Here is a 19118-nt window from a genome sequence, read left to right as displayed (position 1 = left end):
CTGGAGAGTGTTTTCATGGTCAAACCAACTGCAACCGCAATCCTCGCCGCCGCCGTGCTGGCCGGTTGCGCCATGCCGTATTCGCCGGTGCCCGTTGCCACCAATTTCCCGAACTCGGGGCAGGAAAAGCTGCAGGCGGCAGCGCACTGGGACATCATTGCGAACGACCTGGAACGCAAGCTGGCCGATAGCCTGCGCAAGCAGCCGCCGCGCCCCGTGTACCTGGCGGAACCGGCCAGCGCCGGTTCGGCTTTCCAGCGCGCCCTGCACGCCAGCCTGGTCTCGGCCCTGGTCAACGACGGCTTCACCGTGTCGCGCAGCCCGGCAGGCTCCCTGAAAGTGGATGTGGACGTGCAGGCTGTTACCTTCGCCGAGAACCGCACGCAGTACCGCTATGCAGGCGGGCCCGTAGCCCTGGCCACTGGCCTGTGGGTGCTGAGCGATATCGATCCGGCCACCGGCATCGTCGCCGCGGCGGGCGGACATGACCTGTACCGCTACCACACCAGCATCTTTGCGCCCGGCGACACGCCGAAGACGGAACTGATCGTCACCGTATCCGTGGGCGACCAGTTCCGCTATTTCGCGCGCACCACCTCGGCCTACTACGTGGCCGATGCAGACCGTGCGCTGTACGGCATCAAGGATGAACCGAAGGATGCGCAGCTGACCAAGGTCTTCAAAGTGCGGGGAGACCGCTGATGCGCAAGCTTGTACTGCTGCTGCCGCTGCTGCTCGCGGCCTGCTCCACCGAAACGCCGAAGAATGAGCCGAACTACGCCACCGTGGCCTCCAACCAGTTCGTCGGCGCCAACTACAAGGCTGCCGATACCCTGCTGGCGCAGCTGAACGGCCGCCTGCTGGCCGAGAAGCCGCTGATCATGGCCACCGTGGTGAATATCGATTCGCTGGACCAGACCTCGACGCTGGGCCGCCTGATTTCCGAACAGATCTCCACCCGCCTCTCGCAGGGCGGCCTGAAAATGGTGGAGATGAAGCTGCGGAACAACGTCTACCTGAAACGCAACCAGGGCGAGTTGATGCTGACCCGCGAAATCGGCGAGGTGGCGCAGAACCACAATGCGCAGGCCGTGGTGGTGGGTTCCTATGCCGAGACCAGCGATATGGTCTTCATCAATATCAAGGTGGTCCAGCCGCACAATAACTTCGTCATCGCAGGCCACGACTACGTGCTGGCGAAAGAAGGCATCGTGCGCTCGATGCTGATGCAGCGTTAAGACTCAGGCGCGAAAGCCGGTTTCACGAAAGCGGGAACCGGCAGCGTCAATTCTCCCGGCAAGTCCTTCATCTCTCCCGTTTTCAGGAAGCGGTACACCGCCTCCTTTGCCTGTGGCGCTTCGCGCAGCAGGTAGAAGGCGCCGTCATGCCCTCCCCGATGCACGATGAGCGCTTTCCCGTTCGGGAAGTACGGCAGTTGCGCCAGCGTGTTTTCAACCGGCGTGGAGCTGTCCCAGTCGCCATGGATCAGCAGCACGGGAATTTCGCTCCGCCCCATGCGGCGGAAACTGTCGCCCATGTCCGGCGTCGGCCACGCTTCGGCGGCCGCCATATAGGGCTCGAATCCCGCGTTTCCCAGTAGCGGCAGCGCAGGATCGGCGCGCAGCTGCGCGGCACGCCGGGGCGTTACCCCAAGGCTGGTGTCGATCAGCGGGCCAATCAGCTTCTGGGGCTCGGCCTGGCGCCCCTTGATCTCATTGCGCGCCCAGGCCTCATAGTGGCCGTGATACAGCGACAGCACGAAGGCCGGCCAGTTTCCGGCATCGGCTGCTTCGTCCTGCAGCGCACTCTGGAAGTCCTCAAGGCCGAGCACGATACGCTGGCCCTCCACCGCCACCTCGACCGGCGCTCTCGCCAGCCGTTCGCGCACGGCATTGGCGGCGGCCATGATGCCGCCGGGCGGCAGGTAGGGTGCGAGACCGGGATCGCGGTCGGCATCGGCCGCGATGCGCTTCATTGCGGCCAGCAGCTGCGAAGGCATGTCGTAGCCGAAATCCAGCGGTTCAACGGCAGTCAGCACAGCGCGTGCCACGATATCCGGATGGGCGCGCATCACGGCGAAACTCCATTGCGAGCCGAAGCTGCCGCCGAACAGGGTGATCTTGCCGTAGCCGAGGGCACGCCGCACCGCATCCACATCATCCGCGCAATCCCTGATGGTGTAACCCGCCAGATCCTTGTCCGGATTGGCGGCCACCGCGTCGCGCGCCAGCTGGACCGCTGCTTCGCGTCTCTGTGCATCCGTGAAAGGACGGTCCAGCGGCACGGCACGCCCGGGCTGCCGCAGCATCTCGCCGCGCAGCGTATTGCCACGCTGTTCCACCACCACCAGGTCGCCCACCACGCCATAGGTGAGCCAGGACCGCAGGCGGTTGCGCGCCGCGTCGCTGCTGCCGTCAAAGGCGTCCAGCACCGCCAGGCCGGGACCGCCCGGCAGCCAGAATACCGGCGGTGCATTGCCCGGCTGGCGTGCCTTGATGCGTGCAAAACCCACGCCGATCAGGCGGCTGTTCGGGTTCGCACGGTTCTCGGGAAGGTAGATGGTGCCGATTTCGTAAGGAACGCTGCTGCCGTCAGCGGCCTTCGCCATGCCCTTCTGCACCTCGATATCGCCCGCCTTGCGGGCGGCATGCGCGGGGCAAAGCACCAGCGCACAGATCATGACGGCACTCACTTTCAGGAACCACGGTTTCATCCAGCCTCCCTTGCTTTAGCGATAGGCCAGCGCTCCGGGCACGGTCAGCGTCCATTCGGTACCGCTTTCCGCGCTGCTCCGCAGCTGCAGCTTCGCATTGATCTTCGCGGCGCGCTCGCGCATGCCTATCATACCGAAATGCCCTTCACGCCGGCCTGCCGCCTGCACGTCCGCCGGAATGCCCTGGCCGTCGTCGCGCACAGCCAGCGTGAGTTCACGGGCGCCGAAATCGATCCGGCCCTGTACCAGTTTCGCACCGCCGTGGCGGAAGGCGTTGGCCAGCGCTTCGCAGGCGATGCCCGCAAGCTGTTCCAGCACGGCCGGCTCCAGCGCTTGCGCTTTGCCGTTAACCGATAGCTCAAAGCGTGTGGACGTGCCCTCGGCCAGTTCCCTGCCACGATCACCGAACAAGGCAACAATGTCCGCGCCGTTCTCGCCGCTGCGCAGTTCGCGTACCTTGTCGCGGGCTTCCCCGATGCTGTGCTCAGCGCTTTGCAGCGCACCTTCGATGCGCTGGCGTAGCGGGTCTTCCGCCGATACCGGCATGATGGCCGCCTGCACTTTCATCAGCATGCCCTGCACGGACTGCAGCAAGGTATCGTGCAGGTCGCGCGCGATGCGTTCACGTTCGTCGATGCGTGCCTCGTAACGGTTGCGCAGGCGCGCCGCCAGCTGGCGCAGGCGCAGGCGGTACAGCAGCCACAGGACCAGCGCGGCAGCGGCAACGCACAGCGCGCGGAACCACCAGGTCTGCGTAAGTGTCGGCGCGACGGCGAAGGCCAGCGTGGCCCCCTTCTCGTTCCACACCCCGTCCTCGTTGGCCGCCTTGACGTGGAAGCGGTAGCTCCCCGGCGCCAGATTGGTGTAGAACGCGCTGCGGCGGTTGCCCGCTTCCTGCCAATCGCGGTCTACGCCTTCCAGCTTGTAGCGGAAGGCCATCCGTTCCGGCATGCCCAGGCTCAGGCCCGTGTAGTTCAGCTGCACCGTCCCCGCGCGCGGCGGCAGTTCAAGATTGGGCGAGGCCGCCATCTGCTTGCCGTCGACATTCACATCGAGCATCTGCACCGGGGGCGGCGCAGTATTCCGCAGCACACGGTCCGGATCGATCCAGTGCACCGTATTGTTTGTCGTGAACCACAACTTTCCATCCTGCGCCTGCACCAGCGAAGGTATGGGGCGCAGCTGGGGCGCTACGCCTTCCACGCCATTGTGGAAGTCGAAGCGCTCGAAATTCGCCTTGCCGCTGCCATCCCTGAGCGCCCGTTGCCAGTCGGCGGATGGAATGCGCGTGAGCCCTTCGATACCGTTCAGCCACAGGTCGCCGCCGCGCCCTTGCACGATGCCTGAAATACCAAGGAATGGTTTGCCCGCCATGGTCTGCATCGTCACCAGCTTTCCGCCATGCCAGGCCATCAGGCCCGTTTCGCCGCCTATCCATACCGCGCCGCCGCTTTCGGCGAAGGCGAGCACATTGCCGGTTGTGACGCCTTCCTTTTCCGTGTAACTGGTGACAGCCTTGCCTTCGGCCACGGCAAGCCGGCCTTTTGTATAGCCCTGCCATAAGCGTCCGGCGCTGTCTTCGAACAGCGAAACCGGGGTACTGCGCGCGAAGGCTTTCAGCTCATCGTGGCGGCTCCATTTGCCGTCCTTCACTCGCAGGATCGTTGGCTTGCCCAGTCTCGATACCCATATGCCGCCGTCACGCGCCGGCGTCATCATCTGGATGTGGTTCTCGTCCGGCGCCTCCAGCGGTATCAGTTGCCGGCCATCCCTGCCTATGCGCAGGATATGCTCGGCGTTCGCAAACCACAAGGTGCCGTCAGGGCTGCGCGCCATGCTCTGCACGTTCTGCAGCCCGCCCTCGCTTACTTTCCCGGCGGTCCCGATCAGCCGCAGGGGATTATTCTCCGAGGAGCTGACCCACACACCGCCATCCACCGGCAGCACACCGGGATAATGCGTTTCTCCGCTGACGGCAAGCCGCATTACCTTGTTGCGGCGCAGCCGGTCGATGCCGGCGTCCGTTGATACCCACAGATTGCCTTCGCTGTCGTTCAGGAAGCCGATCGGCCCCGCGCCGCTCAGGCCTGTTTGCCGCGTGATGCGCTCCTGCGTGGCGAAGGTGACAGGATCGACCCGTTCCAGCGCATTCTTTCGGTTCACCCACAGCGATCCGTCTGGCGCGTGGTAGATGCTGCTGATATCGCGCTGCGCTGCACTGGCAGGCAGGAAGCGCCCGGCCTTGCGGTCGTAGCGCAAGGCGCCGTCATCGCCCGCCGTCCAGATATCGCCGCTGGCATCGATACTGAGCGGCTGGCGGTCCTTGCCCTCGTGGACACGGCGGAACTCCGTCTGCCCTTTCCCGCGCACGAACAGTTCGGTCTCGCCGCCCAGCCAGGTCTCATCGCCATACTGGCGCAGCATGACGGCAAATTTGGGAGGATCGCTCTCCTTTGGCCAGGAAGCGCTCCATTTATCGCCTTTGAGCTCGAACACGCCGACCGGTGTCGCCGCCAGCATCTTGCCGTCCGACGTTTTCAGGAAGCTGAACAGGGTGCTTCCCGGCAGGCCGTCCGCCTGGCCATAATGCCGCACCTTGCCATCCTTGAAGCGGCTGGCGCCGCCGAACTGGTAGCCGACCCACAGCGCGCCATCGATCACGGCGAGGGACATGATGCTGCTTTGCGGGAGCGGATTGCCGTCAATCGCCGTGACGCGCTCCCAGCGCAGGCCGTCGAAGCGGTACAGGCCCGATGACGACCCTGCCCACAGCCAGCCGTCCGGCGTCTGCGCCATCTCCTGCACGTCGGCAGGCGCGCCGTCGCCCGTCCCCCAGGCAGTGTGAAAATAGGCGCCCAGCACGCCCTCGTTGCTGGCGGAAGCCGGCACTGCGGCCAGCACAAGACTGCACAGGAGCGCGGCTGCCGCGCGCGTTCCGGCCTGTATCCCAGTCATGGTTCACCGATATTGTGAGTTTATTATCGGGCCATTCTGGCACAGGGATGGGGACGGCGACTTCTTACTATTGGTGGAGAAGCCTGGCGGCGAGCTGCGGCAGGATCTCCTGCGCGGGCTGCGCCACCTTGAGGGAAATGAGGTCGTCGGCACGCGTTTTGCCGGCGTTGATGGCGGCGATCGGCTTGCCGGCTTCCGCTGCCATGCGGCAGAAGCGGTAGCCGGAGAACACCACCAGCGAGGAGCCCACCACCAATAGCGCATCGGCTTCCTGCATGGCGTTCAGCGCGGCGCTGCTGCGCTCCGGCGGCACGTTATCGCCGAAGAAGACCACGTCCGGCTGCAGCATGCCGCCGCATCGCGCGCAGGCCGGCACCATGAAATCCTCCAGCGCTTCGGGCTCCACCTGCGCGTCGCCATCGGGCAGCGGCTGGGCGCTGGCGGCCAGCATGGCGGGATTGTCCCGCGCCAAGCGCTGCTGGATCTCCGCACGGCGGTAGATGGAGCTGCATGCCAGGCAACGCACCAGGTGGATATTCCCGTGCAGCTCAATCAGGCGTTCGCTGCCCGCGGCCTGGTGCAGGCCGTCCACGTTCTGCGTTACCGTCATATGCAGGCGGCCCGCACGCTCCAGTGCCGCCATCGCGTGGTGGCCGGGGTTCGGCCGCGCGCCGGCCAGCACCGGCCAGCCCACCATGCTGCGGGCCCAGTAGCGGCGGCGCACCGCGTCCGAGCGGCGGAATTCGGGGCCCTGGATTGGCGGTTTGCCGCGCCGCACACCCTCTTCATCGCGGTAGCCGGGAATGCCGGAGGCCGTGCTGATGCCGGCGCCGGTCAGTGCCAGCACGCGGCGATGGCGGCCCAGGAAGTCCGCCAGTTGGTCGATCTGCTCGCCGTGCATTTACTTGTCGCGGTAGCGCAGCGTGTTGATCAGGGTATTGGTGAGGTCCAGCTCCGTCAGCGCTTCGCCGGAAACCCGCAGGTAGCTGCGCTCGCGGATGCGCAGCAGTTCATTCATCAGTTCCTGCTTCGGCATCTGCGACTGAACGAGGTCCGCGGGCTGTACGTTCTGGTAGCGGCCGTAGTTGTCGTAGATCCCGGCCAGTGCGGCGCGCGTGGTGGCTTCATCCATGCGGCGCGGCTTGCGGCTGTCCGCATTGGCGGTGGAGGACGGCGTTTGCGGCGCTTCGAACAGCTGGGTAGCCAGCGATTCGAAATTCATGGCCCGCGCCTGGGAATACATTTCGAAGGCGAATTCGCGCTGCTTGCCTTCAAATTTGCGCGGATCGATCTGCTCCAGTGCGGCGCGCCCTTCAGGGCCGCCTGCACGCAGCATGAAGGTGGCGGCGCGGGCGAAAACATCCGGGTCGCTGTCGTTCAGCAGCGGCGCCACGGCGGCCACGCTGTCCGGCGAGCCGACCCACATCAGCACTTCCAGCGCGCGCTTGTTCACGGCCGCATCGCCCAGCAGGCCGCGCAGGTGCGATTCAGCCGCGCTGCCGAAAGGGCCGTAGAGATAAATGCAGACCGAGGTTTCATCCAGTACGTAGCCATGCTGCGGAATCAGCACATTGACGTTCTTGCGCAGGAAGGCGCGGTCGATCAGCGGCAACAGCCGCGCATCCTTGTCCTGCGCGGCTGCGTGGACGAAACGGAACAGCTGCGGCGCCTGTGCCGTGATCAGCGGCGATTCGGTGTTGATGGCCAGCAGGGCCTGGGTGGACAGGGCTTTGTCCGATGGCTCGCCCTGCGCGCGCAGGAAGTAGCCCACGTCGAGCAGCACCAGCTGGTTCGGCTTCGGCTGGCGCAGTTCCGCCGCCAGCTGGCGGCGCAACACAGGCAGTGCTGCCGACTTATTGTCGCCGAAATAGCGCCAGCTGTTATCCAGTTCGCGGCGCTGTTCGGCGGCCGCCTTTTCATCCGCTGCCGCGGGCATGGCGCGCATGGCCGCCAGCCGTGCCGCAATATCCTGCTCGCCCGGCGCGGCAATGGCCTCGCCACCCAGCAGTGCGCCCGCGGCCAGCGTTAACCCCGCCAGCAGTGCAGTGATCCGTTCCGCCGGTGCCCGTGCCGCTGCCACGGCGCCTGTCCGTGCTCCTGCACCGGCACCCTGGACTGCACCACGTGCGGAGCTCCCTGCCGCCATGCGGCCCTTTGCTACAACTCTCATCCTTACTTCCTTGCTCAAGCCTGCATGCGCGCGCGGAGCGATTCGACCTCGTTGCGCCATGCCTCGTCATGCTCGCTATCCTGCCACAGCTCGCGCAATTCGGAGCGCCCGGATAGCACCAGCTCAAGCACGCGCAGCGCTTTTTCGTGCAGGTCGCTGCGCAGCTTGAACTTGGGTTTCATCGCCGCCACCCACTCATCCACGGCGGCACTGTCTTCGTCCTGCAGACCAGCCCTGCCCTCCAGCCGCGCCAGCGTCTCAACGGCTGCCAGCGCCTCGGCGCCGAAGGGCGCCTCCAGCATGCCCGCTTCACCGGACGACAGCGCGTTGTCCAGCGTATCCGCGATGAAGTAGAGATCCATCGATTCCTGCAAGTCCTCCGCCCAGTCCTGGGCGAAGTCGTTGCCGAAAGCGCCTGTCGACCAGGTGCCCATCTTTATGCCTGGCCCGGACGCACGACGGCGCCCTGCTTCTGGGTTTTTACCACCTGCATGGCGGTGGCAATCAGGCCGCTCATGTCGCCCAGGTTGGCAGGCACGATCAGCGAATTGTTGGTTTTGGCCAGTTCACCGAAGGCTTCCACATACTTCTCGGCCACCTTCAGGTTCACGGCTTCTTCGCCGCCCGGATCGCGGATGGCGGCGCCCACCTGGCGCAGCGCCGTGGCGGTGGCGTCGGCGATGGCCACGATGGCGGCGGCTTCGCCCTGCGCGCGGTTGATGGCGGCCTGCTTGTCGCCTTCCGAGCGGGCGATGGAGGCTTCACGCTCGCCGGTCGCAATATTGATCTGCTCCTGCTTGCGGCCTTCGGAAGCTGCAATCAGCGCACGCTTGCCGCGTTCCGCCGTAATCTGCGCCTGCATGGCGTGCAGGATTTCGGTCGGCGGCGTGAGATCCTTGATCTCGTAGCGCAGCACCTTCACACCCCAGTTGGCGGCCGATTCGTCGATGGCGTTCACCACGGTGGCGTTGATGTGGTCACGTTCCTCGAAAGTCTTGTCCAGCTCCATGCGGCCGATCACGGAACGGAGCGTGGTCTGCGCCAGCTGGGTGATGGCGGCGATGTAGTTCGACGAACCGTAGGAGGCGCGCATGGCGTCCGTGACCTGGAAATACAGGATGCCGTCCACCTGCAGCTGCGTGTTGTCCTTGGTGATGCAGACCTGCGAAGGCACATCGAGCGGAATCTCTTTCAGGATGTGCTTGTAGGCGATGCGGTCGATGAAAGGCACCACGATGTTCAGGCCGGGACCCAGCGTGGCGTGGTACTTGCCTAGGCGTTCCACCACCCACGCGTGCTGCTGCGGCACCACGTTGATGGTCTTGAAGACGAAGACCAGGGCGACGATGAAGATGATGAGGGTAACGCTGCCGAAACCGAATTCCATTTTAACTCCTTGTTATCCCGTCGCCCCCGCGCAGGCGGGGATGACAATCAAGCGCCGACGATGAGGCGGCTGCCGCGCACTTCAACGATGCGGAATACGCCAGGCACTGGCGCGGCGTTTGGCGCCAGTTCCACATCCCACATCGCGCCGCGGTACATCACGCGCGCCGTGCCGTCCTGCCATGCAGGCACGTTCACGCTTTGTCCGATATCCATGTTCACGTTCGGATCGCGCGCCGCATCGCGCTTCTCCGCCTTGCCGTACCGGCTGCGGCGCAGCAATACGGTAGCCACGATGCCGACCACGGCCGCAGCCAGCAGCTGTCCCGGCAAGTCCACGCGCATAAAGGCCAGCAAGGCGCCAGCCAGCAGGCCGATCGCAATCATCAGCAGGTAAAAGGTGCCGGTGAACAGCTCCAGCGCCACCACCACGCCTGCAGCAATCAGCCACATGACCCAGTCAGCCATTCTTCAGTCTCCTCTCAAGTAAAAAACCCCCGCAGCCCTGAGCGGGAAGCGAGGGTTTCCGTAACGATAGAAGAAAATTCCATCGTTGTGTTGTTTTTTTATTTTTGCATTTCCGCCAGCTTCTGCCAGGTATCGATGACGGAGTCAGGATTGAGCGACATCGATTCGATGCCCTGCTCCATCAGCCACTCCGCCAGGTCCGGATGATCGGATGGCCCCTGGCCGCAGATGCCGATGTACTTGCCGTGCTTGCGGCAGGCCTGGATCGCCAGCGACAGCAGCGCGCGCACTGCCGGGTCGCGCTCGTCGAAGTCGGCCGCCAGCAGCTCCATGCCGGAATCGCGGTCCAGGCCCAGCGTGAGCTGGGTAAGGTCGTTGGAACCGATGGAGAAGCCGTCGAAGTGCTCCAGGAACTGCTCGGCCAGCACGGCGTTGGACGGCACTTCGCACATCATGATGACGCGCAGGCCGTTTTCGCCGCGTTTCAGGCCGTTCTTGGCCAGCAGGTCGATCACTTTCTCGGCCTGGCCGATGGTACGCACGAAGGGCACCATGATCTCGACGTTGGTCAGGCCCATGTCTTCGCGCACGCGCTTCATGGCCAGGCATTCCATGTTGAAGGACTCGGCGAAGTCCGGCGCCAGGTAGCGCGCGGCGCCGCGGAAGCCCAGCATCGGGTTCTCTTCATCCGGCTCGTAGCGCGAACCGCCGATCAGCTTCTTGTACTCGTTCGACTTGAAGTCGGACAGGCGCACGATCACCGGCTTCGGCCAGAAGGCCGCGGCAATGGTGGCGATGCCTTCCGCCAGCTTGTCCACGTAGAAGGCCTTTGGCGAAGCGTGGCCGCGCGCCACCGATTCCACGGCCTTCTTCAGGTCCGCATCGATGTTCGGGTATTCCAGGATCGCTTTCGGGTGCACACCAATATTGTTATTGATGATGAACTCCAGGCGGGCCAGGCCCACACCGGCATTCGGCACCTGCTGGAAGTCGAAGGCCAGCTGCGGGTTGCCCACGTTGAGCATGATCTTGGTCGGCAGCTTGGGCAGCTCACCGCGCGCCACTTCGGACACTTCCGTTTCCAGCAGGCCGTCGTAGATCTTGCCTTCGTCGCCTTCGGCGCAGGACACGGTAACGAAAGTGCCATCCTTCAGCACTTCGGTCGCATCGCCGCAGCCCACCACCGCTGGCACGCCCAGTTCACGGGCGATAATCGCCGCGTGGCAGGTACGGCCGCCACGGTTGGTGACGATGGCGGAAGCACGCTTCATCACCGGCTCCCAGTTCGGGTCCGTCATGTCGGCCACCAGCACATCGCCCGGCTGCACGCGTTCCATTTCCGACGGATCGTGGATCACGCGCACCGGGCCGGCGCCGATCTTCTGGCCGATGGCGCGGCCGGAAGCCAGCACGGTGCCGGTCTGTTTCAGCTTGAAGCGCTGTTGCGCATCGGTCGCCTTCTGCTGCGACTTCACCGTTTCGGGCCGCGCCTGAAGGATATACAGCTTGCCGTCGCGGCCGTCCTTGCCCCACTCGATATCCATCGGGCGGCCGTAGTGGCGCTCGATGATCACGGCGTACTTGGCCAGTTCCACCACGTCCGCATCGGTCAGCGAATAGCGGTTGCGCAGCTCGATCGGCACGTCCACGGTCTTGACCGAACGGCCGGCTTTCGCTTCGGCAGTGAATTCCATCTTGATCAGCTTGGAGCCGATATTGCGGCGGATGACGGGCGATTTGCCCTGTTCCAGCATCGGCTTGTGCACATAGAACTCGTCCGGATTCACGGCGCCCTGCACCACGGTTTCGCCGAGGCCATAGCTGGAGGTGATGAAGACCACGTCCTTGAAGCCCGATTCGGTATCGATGGTGAACATCACGCCCGCTGCGCCCAGGTCGGAACGCACCATGCGCTGCACACCGGCGGACAGCGCCACTTCGGCGTGGGTGAAGCCCTTGTGCACGCGGTAGGAAATGGCGCGGTCATTGTAGAGGGAAGCGAAAACGTGCTTCATCGCGTCCAGCACATTGTCGATGCCCACCACGTTCAGGAAGGTCTCCTGCTGGCCCGCGAAGGACGCATCCGGCAGGTCTTCCGCGGTGGCGGAGGAACGCACGGCAAAGGACATCTCGGTGGACGAATCGGCCACCAGGCGCTCGTAGAAGGTGCGGATTTCGGCCTCCAGGCGGGGCTGGAAGGGCGTGTCGATAATCCACTGGCGAATCTCGGCGCCGGCTTGCGCCAGCGCGCGCACGTCGTCGATATTCAGATCGGCCAGGCGGTTGGCGATGCGGTCCGCCAGCGGCTTGCCGCCATCGACGCTATGGGAAAGAAAGTCGCGGAAAGCCTGCGCCGTGGTGGCAAAGCCGCCAGGCACGCGCACGCCGGCCCCGGCGAGCTGGCTGATCATCTCGCCGAGCGAGGCGTTCTTGCCGCCTACCGACTCCACATCCGTCATTCTCAGTTCTTCGAATGAGGCTACATATGTCGCCCCGGTACTCTGCTCCTTCAATGCTGCGTTAGACAAGTTGGTCATAATGACACCCTTACTGATGATAGAAATCTTTGCGTAGGGCATGCTCGACTTGTTTCTTGTTATTCTGGTCGTCGTACAGCACAATCTTACCGTTCCGGCCATTTTACAGCCTGCGGCCCAAATTGACGATTCACAATCTTGACAGCAATGAACACAGAGCAACGCCCTCCACTTCCCGCCTCCGCCAGAACAGTGTTTTTCGTATCGGATGGTACCGGTATCACGGCAGAAACCTTCGGCCATTCGGTGCTGACGCAGTTTGAAATGCGGTTCCGCCAGATCCGCCTGCCCTTCATCGACACCGTGGACAAGGCCTACCAGGCAGCGCGCAAGATCAACGAAGCGGCGGCGGCGGATGGCCAGCGGCCCATCATCTTCTCCACGCTGGTGAAGCCCGAGCTGTCGGACGTGATCCGCAAATGCAACGGCATGTATATGGACCTGTTCCAGACCTTCGTGGCACCGCTGGAGCAGGAACTGGGCGTGAAATCGACGCACACCATTGGCCGCTCGCACAATATCGTGGACTCGGAGGAGTACCGCAACCGCATCGAGGCCATCAACTTCTCGCTGGCACACGATGACGGGCAGTCGCACAAGAACCTGTCGGAAGCGGACGTGATCCTGGTGGGCGTGTCCCGTTCCGGCAAGACGCCGACCTCGCTCTACCTGGCGATGCAGTACGGGATCAAGGCCGCCAACTACCCGCTGATTCCGGACGATTTCGAACGCCGCAAGCTGCCTTCGGCCCTGTACGAGTTCAAATCCAAAATCTTCGGTCTGACCATTACGCCGGAACGCCTGTCCGAAATCCGCAATGAGCGGCGCGCGGGCAGCAAATACGCCTCCATCGAAAACTGCCGCTACGAAGTGAACGAAGCGGAGATGATGATGAAGCGCGAAGGTATCCGCTGGCTATCCTCGACCACCAAGTCGATCGAGGAAATCTCCACCACCATCCTGCAAGAGATCAAGCCTAACCGGCGGGAGTACTGATGGCCCGTTTGCCGCCCCGGCCGCAGCTGCCGGGAGAGCCGGACGATGCGCTCGCCCGGAAGCAGGCGCGCGAGCAAAGGGATGCTGCGGTTCGCGGCGTGAACTCGATCCATGAGATGCGGGAAGCGATCAAGGCGGCAGCACGCGAGCTGCCCGTGCTGCCGTCCGTGCCGCGTATCGCCTCGCCCGATCCCGCCGCCTTCCGTGCGCGCGCCGCCGAAGGCCTGCCCTTCCTGATCACAGGCCTGGTGCAGCGCTGGCCCCTGTTTTCGCTCACGCTGCAGGCGCTGCGCGAACAGTACGGCGCCATGGCGGTACGGGCGCGCGTCGGCGACTACATCAACACCGCTTTCGCGCCGGACCGGGCGATGGCGGACATGTCGATGCTGGAGTACCTCGAACTGAGCGCCAATGACGCGTCCGGCCTTCCGCCATATGTCGGCAACCTGGAGCTGCGCGAACTGAACCGCCTGTGCCACTGGCCTTCCTGGTTCGACAAAATGGGACCGCCGCGCTTCTGGATCGGCCCCGCAGGCACCATGACGCCGCTGCACTGCGATTACGACGACAATATCTTCGCCCAGGTCTGGGGCAGCAAGCGCATCTTCCTCGCGCCGCCGCACCATGACGAATTCCTGTACCCGCGCGAGGCCAACGCCATGCTGTTCGGCTCCCCCTTCGATCCCGAAGCGCCGGATTACGATAAATTTCCGCTGGCGCGGCAGGCCGCCATGACCGAAATCATCGTGAATCCCGGCGACATGCTGTATGTGCCCGCCGGCTGGTACCACCAGGTGCGCGCGCTGACGTTTTCGCTGTCCTCGAACCGCTGGGCGCGCGGCGTGCCGTTCTCCTTGCGATAGCTCATCCATCCGCGCGCCACAACATTGTCGAATGTGCAATACTGAATTCGACAACAGGACAAAGCGGAGCTCACCATGGAACACCTCAACTACACACTATTCAGCCTGATTAATGCGCCTGCCGATCCATCGCAATCGATGCTTGCGCTGGCATTGCTGTTCGGCGTGTACGCGGTGTACGCGGTGCCGCTGTTCGTGCTGTTCGGGTGGCTGCGCGGCGGCGAGGATACGCGCAAGGTGATGCTGATGGCAGTGGTCTCGGCGGGGTTCGGGCTCGCGATATCGAATGTCATCGGCCAGCTATGGCCGCATCCCCGGCCCTTCGTGATTGCGCTGGGCCACACGCTGATGCACCACGATGCCGACGCCTCCTTCCCCAGCGACCACCTCACCTTCCTGTGGTCCGTGGCGTTCAGCCTGATGCTGCATCGGCCGCGCTGGATCGCCAGCATCGCCTTCGTGCTGCTGGGCTTCCCCGTGGCGTGGGCCCGTATTTACCTCGGCGTGCACTACCCGCTGGACATGGTGGGCGCCGCGCTGGTGGCTTCGGCCAGCGCAGCCCTCACGGCCAGCATGGCCCCGTATTTCCTGCCGATGCTGTTCGCCATCGCCAGCCGCCTGCACCGCTACCTGTTCGCACGTCTCATCCGCTCCGGCTGGATCGCCCCCTAGGGCCGGGTTCGCGACACCTTGGGGCCAGGCCCCTCATGTCGCGGGCTCAGCTTATGGCTGGCCTTTGCCGCCGGCCACCCCGTAAACGTGGGCGGTGGTGTAACTGGCTTCGTCGGAGGCCAGCGCAACATAGGCAGATGCCAGCTCGGCAGGCTGGCCGGGGCGCTTCATCGCCACATCCTCGCCGAACTTGTCGAGCGCTTCCGGCTTCTGGCCGCCAGTTACCTGCAAGGGCGTCCATACGGGACCGGGAGCGACGGCGTTGACGCGAATCCCCTTGTCCGCCAGCTGCTTCGCCAGCGCCTTGGTGAATGCCACCTGGGCCGCCTTGGTTTGCGAATAGTCCAGCAGGTTCGGCGAAGGATCGTAAGCCTGCACCGAGGCCGTATTGATGATGCAGCTGCCCGGCTTCAGGTGCGGCACCGCAGCCTTGGTGATCCAGAACATCGCATACAGATTGGTTTTCAGGGTCCAGTCGAACTGCTCGGTCGTGAGGTCGAGGATTGAGTCGGTGGACTGCTGGCGCGCAGCGTTATTGACGAGAATATCGAGGCCGCCAAGCTGGCGCACCGCATCCTCCACCAGCTTCTTGCAGAACGCCTCATCGCGTATGTCGCCCGGCAGCAGCACCGCCTTGCGGCCCGCCTTCCGGATCAGTTCAGCGACGTCGCGCGCATCAGGCTCCTCGGCCGGAAGGTAGCCGATGGCCACATCCGCGCCTTCACGCGCATAAGCAATGGCCGCAGCACGGCCCATGCCTGAGTCGCCCCCTGTGATCAGGGCCTTGCGGCCGGCCAGCTTGCCTCTGCCCTGGTAACTGGATTCACCATGATCGGGCGGTGGCGTCATCTTGCTTGCAAGGCCGGGCCACTCCTGCTTCTGGCGTTTGAAAGGCGGCTTGGGATAGTTGGGACGCGGCTTGCGCACCGGGCCCGCGGCCTGCACGCCGCCGGCCTGCTGCGCCATGGCTGCTCCCGCTACAAGGCTGCCGGCGACTGCCCCTACAAAAAGGCGGCGCGAAGTCACTGGCGCTTCATCGTTGTCGTTGTCATTCATGGTCGGCTCCCGGTTAGCACCATGAATTTACGGGGACTTGGCGGCTTGCGGCCACACGTTTGCCGGACGAAACAGTATGAATTCAGGTCTGTTTCGGCGCAATCTCCAGCGTCGGCTGTGGTTTTGGCGCCCCTTGGGACAAATCCTCGCCGGGCCCGAACTGGCCTGCCGCCGCCAGCGACTGCCACAGCCGCTCGCCGGCAGCGCACTGCTCCTTGCTCAGGCGGTAAGCAGCGTTCAGGTCTTCCGGCCCGCGCCATAAGGCCTGGTAGTCCGGCTGCAGGCTGGCCGCGTTCCAGGCGTAGCTGATGCTTGCAGACTTCTGCTGCATCAGCGCCGCCGCGCTGCGCATTCGCACCCAGCGGTGATTCAGCCAGCCGTTCTCGGACGGATCGGCATTCAAAAAGCGCTCGATCACCTGGTCGGCGGCCACCCGCCCACTCTCGCTCATCGCCGTGATGGACTCGGGCGGCATGTTCAGATTCAGGCCGCCTTCGTCCCTGGTATGCATGATCTGGACAATGCGGTCACGAAAGCCCGGCGTATGCTTCAATGCTTCTTCACGCGAGATGCGGATGGTGCGCAGCAGCGCTCCAACGAAAGCGCCTGGCGACAGCGAGCCGTCTTCCCTCTCGATATTCACATAGCTGGTGGTGCGGCCCTGCATATTATTTTTTGGCAGGCGGATGCGTGCCTCGGGCGGAGCGCCTGCGGCCAGCGAACTGTCCAGCGCAATGCCGAAGGTTGGGCGGGTTGGCAGCAGCGAATCGAAGAAATGGATGGGGAAATTGCTCGTCAGGCCGCCATCCGAGAACCATACCCGCCGCACCGTATAGACACCTTTGCTGAGGCCATCGCTTTCAACATAGCGCAGGCGATACAGGGGGACTGCCTGCAGCAGCACCGGGAAGCTGAGGCTCATGCGGGCGCAAAACACCACCGGCAAGGCATCCGCCGCGGGCAGGAAATACAGGTCTCTTTGCGTGTCATTGTCAAGCTGCGGGTCGGCCTCGCGCAGCACTTCGATGGTGGCCTTGCTCGACTCCGCAATCGGCCGCGATGCGGCGCACATGGCCTGCACAATCGCCGGCGGGAACAGGTGCTGCATGTCCGATACGCGGAACAGCAGGTCTTCGCCATCATGCGGCAGACGGTGCGCGCGGAATTCGGAGATGCCGGTGCTCATGAAGGCCAGCTCGATCGGCGGCTGCGAAGCCTGCAGGTGGCCAAAGGTCAGCGGCTGTTCCGGTGGCAAGCCCGCTATCCGCTGCACCAATCCGTGCAGCCATTCCGTAAGCGCTGGCTGTGCCGCATCCGGCGCGGATGTGCCGGGGCAGATGCCGCCGTAGTTGCTGCTCAGGCCAGAAATGGCAGACAGCACGAACCAGCCTGCCGCGAAGGCAAAGGCACCCAACGGCATCCAGAGCAGCATGGACAGCAGCGAAAAGGGTTCATCGAACAGGGCGCGCACGGCATCAACCGCGCCAGCAAGGTGCTGGACGCCCACGTGCAGCGCGAACACGGTCGCCACGCCGGCTAGTGCCGCCAAGGGAAAATTGAGCGCTACGCCAAGCAGCACGGCGCCGACGCGTCCCCACATCCCCTTGCGATTCAGCGCGATTTCAATGACGGCGAAATGCCGCCGCAGGTCGCGGCAAGGCTGGAACAGCGTGAAAAGCCTTGATTTGCCTGAATCGTCCGTGGTCTGCAGCCAGTCCGGCAGCTTTTCCAGCTCGCCGAAGCCATCGTCTGCCACCGCACCACCGGACGCACGCGAGGCGTTGCGGCGGTACTGCGCAGCAGCTGCAGCTACCGCCGCAACCGCGCCCACGCTGGTGCCGCCGATGCTGCGCAAGGTGAAGCGGGTAGCCAGCCGGGCCACGAACGAGGGATAAACCACGCCGGACGTCACACCGCCTTCCATGACGATATCGCATTCGGTCGGCAAGATACTGGATGGTTCCATAGCCCCTCCCCTGGAGAAAGGGCATTATAGGCAGCAATCGCGGCCGATAAGCTCACCAATTCTCACCGCTGTACGGCTGAGCCCGTGCTGACACCATGGGGCCAGACCCCATGGTGTCAGCACGGGCTCGGCTGTAGGGTTAGAAGAACTGGCGCCAGTCGTCGAGCCAGGCGGGGAAGTCTTCGACGGCCATCGGGCTGGCGATGTAGTAGCCCTGGGCGTAGGTGCAGCCTATGCCTTGCAGGAAGTCCCAGTCCTGTTTCGTTTCGACGCCGACTGCACAGCTGCGGCGGTCCAGGCTGCGCGCGAGGCCGAGGCAGGATTTGAGGACGGTGCCGATGGCGCGTTTTTTCGAGGCGCCGTCCACGAAGCTGCGGTCGATCTTCAGCTCGGAGAACGGGATGCTGGCCAGCAGCTGCAGGTTGGAGCGCCCGGTGCCGTAGTCGTCGATCGCGAGGCCGAAGCCCATCATGCGCAGGCGCAGCAGGCGTTCCAGGAAATGCGGGTCGATCGCCAGCACCGAGGATTCGGTGATCTCGAAGGTGATGTAGCCCGGCAGGATGCGGTGCCGCTCCAGGCAGGCCGTGATCTGCGCGATGAACTGCGGGTGCGACAGCGTGGATGGCGCCACGTTGATCGAGAAGGAGATCGGAATGCCCTGGTCGTGCAGCGTGCGGCAGGCGGCGACCGATTTGTCGATCATGCTCCAGTCGAGGAAGTCGACGCGGTTGGCTTCTTTCAGCACCTGCACGAAGGCGTGCGGGCCCAGCACGCCATGCTCGGGATGGCGCCAGCGCGCGAACATCTCCAGCCCGGTCACCTGCCCCGTTTCCAGCTCGATCTTGGGCTGGAAGAAGGGATCGAATTCACGCGCCTGCAGGCCGCGGCCTACTTCGGCAAAGGTGAACGGGGGATGCGGCGGCTCGGGCGGCGGCACATCCGGCGCCGTGTAGTTTTCGATCAGCGCTTCCAGCTTGGCGGCGCTCATCGGCTTGGCGACGGTGCCCAGCAGGTCCACGCCGTAGGCCAGCGACATGGTCTCGACCGAGAACATTACGTCGCCGCTTTGCGCGCCCACCACGATCAGGCCTGCGCGGCATTTCTGTTCGGCGAGGCGCCGGATCAGCTCCAGCCCGTCCATGCCGGGCAGCGCGAGGTCGATGATGGCGATATCGATGGCGGGATCGACGGCCGTGTCGAAGGCGCGCAAGGCGCTATGGCCGTCCGGTGCGGTGTGCACGTGCTGGGCGCCCATATGGCGCAGCATGCCGGTCAGCAGCTCGCGCTGTACCGGCTCACCTTCCGCTACCAGAAACTGCATACTCCCGATATCCAT

At 64.3% G+C, this 19118-nt stretch carries 16 protein-coding genes; 5 read left to right on the top strand and 11 right to left on the bottom strand.

Features of this window, described 5'->3' with window-relative positions:
* Positions 1–15 precede the first annotated feature (15 nt).
* Both ACJRPG_RS19490 and ACJRPG_RS19485 read left to right on the top strand, forming a co-directional pair.
* The gene (locus ACJRPG_RS19490) at positions 16–702 is read left to right on the top strand and encodes a hypothetical protein (protein ID WP_408001768.1); all 687 of its coding nucleotides are present in this window, start codon (positions 16–18) and stop codon (positions 700–702) included.
* Positions 702–1238 carry a FlgO family outer membrane protein gene (locus tag ACJRPG_RS19485; RefSeq protein WP_408001767.1) on the top strand — a complete coding sequence of 179 codons (537 nt, stop codon included), beginning with the start codon at positions 702–704 and terminating at the stop codon, positions 1236–1238. Before ACJRPG_RS19490 ends, ACJRPG_RS19485 begins: the two co-directional genes overlap by 1 nt.
* Here ACJRPG_RS19485 and ACJRPG_RS19480 read toward each other — a convergent pair.
* The 8 genes from ACJRPG_RS19480 to ppsA all read right to left on the bottom strand — a co-directional run bounded on the left by ACJRPG_RS19480 (position 1235) and on the right by ppsA (position 12151).
* Positions 1235–2713 carry an alpha/beta hydrolase gene (locus tag ACJRPG_RS19480; protein ID WP_408001766.1) on the bottom strand — a complete coding sequence of 493 codons (1479 nt, stop codon included), beginning with the start codon at positions 2711–2713 and terminating at the stop codon, positions 1235–1237. The two genes, ACJRPG_RS19485 and ACJRPG_RS19480, sit on opposite strands and share 4 nt — an antisense overlap.
* 15 nt (positions 2714–2728) lie before the next feature.
* A complete protein-coding gene (locus ACJRPG_RS19475) occupies positions 2729–5668 on the bottom strand; it encodes a sensor histidine kinase (RefSeq protein WP_408001765.1) in 2940 nt (979 codons plus the stop codon).
* Between the two features lie 67 nt (positions 5669–5735).
* Positions 5736–6569, bottom strand: coding sequence for an NAD-dependent protein deacetylase (locus tag ACJRPG_RS19470; RefSeq protein WP_408001764.1), 834 nt, complete (start codon positions 6567–6569; stop codon positions 5736–5738).
* Positions 6570–7748 carry a HEAT repeat domain-containing protein gene (locus ACJRPG_RS19465; RefSeq protein WP_408001763.1) on the bottom strand — a complete coding sequence of 393 codons (1179 nt, stop codon included), beginning with the start codon at positions 7746–7748 and terminating at the stop codon, positions 6570–6572. It lies immediately after the preceding gene.
* Positions 7749–7852: 104 nt separating this feature from the next.
* A complete protein-coding gene (locus ACJRPG_RS19460; protein ID WP_408001762.1) occupies positions 7853–8272 on the bottom strand; it encodes a DUF4259 domain-containing protein in 420 nt (139 codons plus the stop codon).
* A 2-nt stretch (positions 8273–8274) separates the two neighbouring features.
* Positions 8275–9225 (bottom strand): SPFH domain-containing protein, encoded by a 951-nt coding sequence (locus ACJRPG_RS19455; RefSeq protein ID WP_408001761.1) that lies wholly within the window; start codon positions 9223–9225, stop codon positions 8275–8277.
* Positions 9226–9272: 47 nt separating this feature from the next.
* Positions 9273–9692, bottom strand: a complete 420-nt coding sequence (locus ACJRPG_RS19450) for an NfeD family protein (RefSeq protein ID WP_408001760.1) — start codon at positions 9690–9692, stop codon at positions 9273–9275.
* Between the two features lie 98 nt (positions 9693–9790).
* A complete protein-coding gene (gene ppsA, locus ACJRPG_RS19445; protein ID WP_408001759.1) occupies positions 9791–12151 on the bottom strand; it encodes a phosphoenolpyruvate synthase in 2361 nt (786 codons plus the stop codon).
* A gap of 225 nt (positions 12152–12376) precedes the next feature.
* Between ppsA and ppsR the strand changes: the two genes are divergently transcribed.
* The 3 genes from ppsR (at position 12377) to ACJRPG_RS19430 (ending at position 14760) form a co-directional block, all read left to right on the top strand.
* On the top strand, positions 12377–13225 hold the full coding sequence (ppsR, locus tag ACJRPG_RS19440; RefSeq protein WP_408001758.1) for a posphoenolpyruvate synthetase regulatory kinase/phosphorylase PpsR: 849 nt from the start codon (positions 12377–12379) through the stop codon (positions 13223–13225).
* The gene (locus tag ACJRPG_RS19435) at positions 13225–14088 is read left to right on the top strand and encodes a cupin-like domain-containing protein (RefSeq protein WP_408001757.1); all 864 of its coding nucleotides are present in this window, start codon (positions 13225–13227) and stop codon (positions 14086–14088) included. Before ppsR ends, ACJRPG_RS19435 begins: the two co-directional genes overlap by 1 nt.
* A 75-nt stretch (positions 14089–14163) precedes the next feature.
* Positions 14164–14760, top strand: coding sequence for a phosphatase PAP2 family protein (locus ACJRPG_RS19430; RefSeq protein WP_408001756.1), 597 nt, complete (start codon positions 14164–14166; stop codon positions 14758–14760).
* A gap of 51 nt (positions 14761–14811) precedes the next feature.
* On the opposite strand, the gene ACJRPG_RS19425 is transcribed toward ACJRPG_RS19430, so the two are convergent.
* The 3 genes from ACJRPG_RS19425 to ACJRPG_RS19415 all read right to left on the bottom strand — a co-directional run bounded on the left by ACJRPG_RS19425 (position 14812) and on the right by ACJRPG_RS19415 (position 19118).
* Positions 14812–15816, bottom strand: a complete 1005-nt coding sequence (locus ACJRPG_RS19425) for an SDR family oxidoreductase (RefSeq protein WP_408001755.1) — start codon at positions 15814–15816, stop codon at positions 14812–14814.
* Between the two features lie 82 nt (positions 15817–15898).
* Positions 15899–17782 (bottom strand): patatin-like phospholipase domain-containing protein, encoded by a 1884-nt coding sequence (locus ACJRPG_RS19420; RefSeq protein WP_408001754.1) that lies wholly within the window; start codon positions 17780–17782, stop codon positions 15899–15901.
* A gap of 139 nt (positions 17783–17921) precedes the next feature.
* The gene (locus tag ACJRPG_RS19415) at positions 17922–19118 is read right to left on the bottom strand and encodes an EAL domain-containing response regulator (protein WP_408001753.1); all 1197 of its coding nucleotides are present in this window, start codon (positions 19116–19118) and stop codon (positions 17922–17924) included.

Origin of the sequence: Pseudoduganella rhizocola, from assembly GCF_045984285.3 — a bacterium.
Taxonomy (GTDB): Bacteria; Pseudomonadota; Gammaproteobacteria; order Burkholderiales; family Burkholderiaceae_D; genus Rugamonas.
This window is presented reverse-complemented; position numbering and strand designations above follow the sequence as displayed.

Coding starts and splice junctions, on each gene's coding strand:
- ACJRPG_RS19490 (WP_408001768.1), top strand. CDS start 16: ATGGTCAAACCAACTGCAACCGCAATCCTCGCCGCCGCCGTGCTGGCC.
- ACJRPG_RS19485 (WP_408001767.1), top strand. CDS start 702: ATGCGCAAGCTTGTACTGCTGCTGCCGCTGCTGCTCGCGGCCTGCTCC.
- ACJRPG_RS19480 (WP_408001766.1), bottom strand. CDS start 2,713: ATGAAACCGTGGTTCCTGAAAGTGAGTGCCGTCATGATCTGTGCGCTG.
- ACJRPG_RS19475 (WP_408001765.1), bottom strand. CDS start 5,668: ATGACTGGGATACAGGCCGGAACGCGCGCGGCAGCCGCGCTCCTGTGC.
- ACJRPG_RS19470 (WP_408001764.1), bottom strand. CDS start 6,569: ATGCACGGCGAGCAGATCGACCAACTGGCGGACTTCCTGGGCCGCCAT.
- ACJRPG_RS19460 (WP_408001762.1), bottom strand. CDS start 8,272: ATGGGCACCTGGTCGACAGGCGCTTTCGGCAACGACTTCGCCCAGGAC.
- ACJRPG_RS19455 (WP_408001761.1), bottom strand. CDS start 9,225: ATGGAATTCGGTTTCGGCAGCGTTACCCTCATCATCTTCATCGTCGCC.
- ACJRPG_RS19450 (WP_408001760.1), bottom strand. CDS start 9,692: ATGGCTGACTGGGTCATGTGGCTGATTGCTGCAGGCGTGGTGGTGGCG.
- ppsA (WP_408001759.1), bottom strand. CDS start 12,151: ATGACGGATGTGGAGTCGGTAGGCGGCAAGAACGCCTCGCTCGGCGAG.
- ppsR (WP_408001758.1), top strand. CDS start 12,377: ATGAACACAGAGCAACGCCCTCCACTTCCCGCCTCCGCCAGAACAGTG.
- ACJRPG_RS19435 (WP_408001757.1), top strand. CDS start 13,225: ATGGCCCGTTTGCCGCCCCGGCCGCAGCTGCCGGGAGAGCCGGACGAT.
- ACJRPG_RS19430 (WP_408001756.1), top strand. CDS start 14,164: ATGGAACACCTCAACTACACACTATTCAGCCTGATTAATGCGCCTGCC.
- ACJRPG_RS19425 (WP_408001755.1), bottom strand. CDS start 15,816: ATGAATGACAACGACAACGATGAAGCGCCAGTGACTTCGCGCCGCCTT.
- ACJRPG_RS19420 (WP_408001754.1), bottom strand. CDS start 17,782: ATGGAACCATCCAGTATCTTGCCGACCGAATGCGATATCGTCATGGAA.
- ACJRPG_RS19415 (WP_408001753.1), bottom strand. CDS start 19,118: ATGGATATCGGGAGTATGCAGTTTCTGGTAGCGGAAGGTGAGCCGGTA.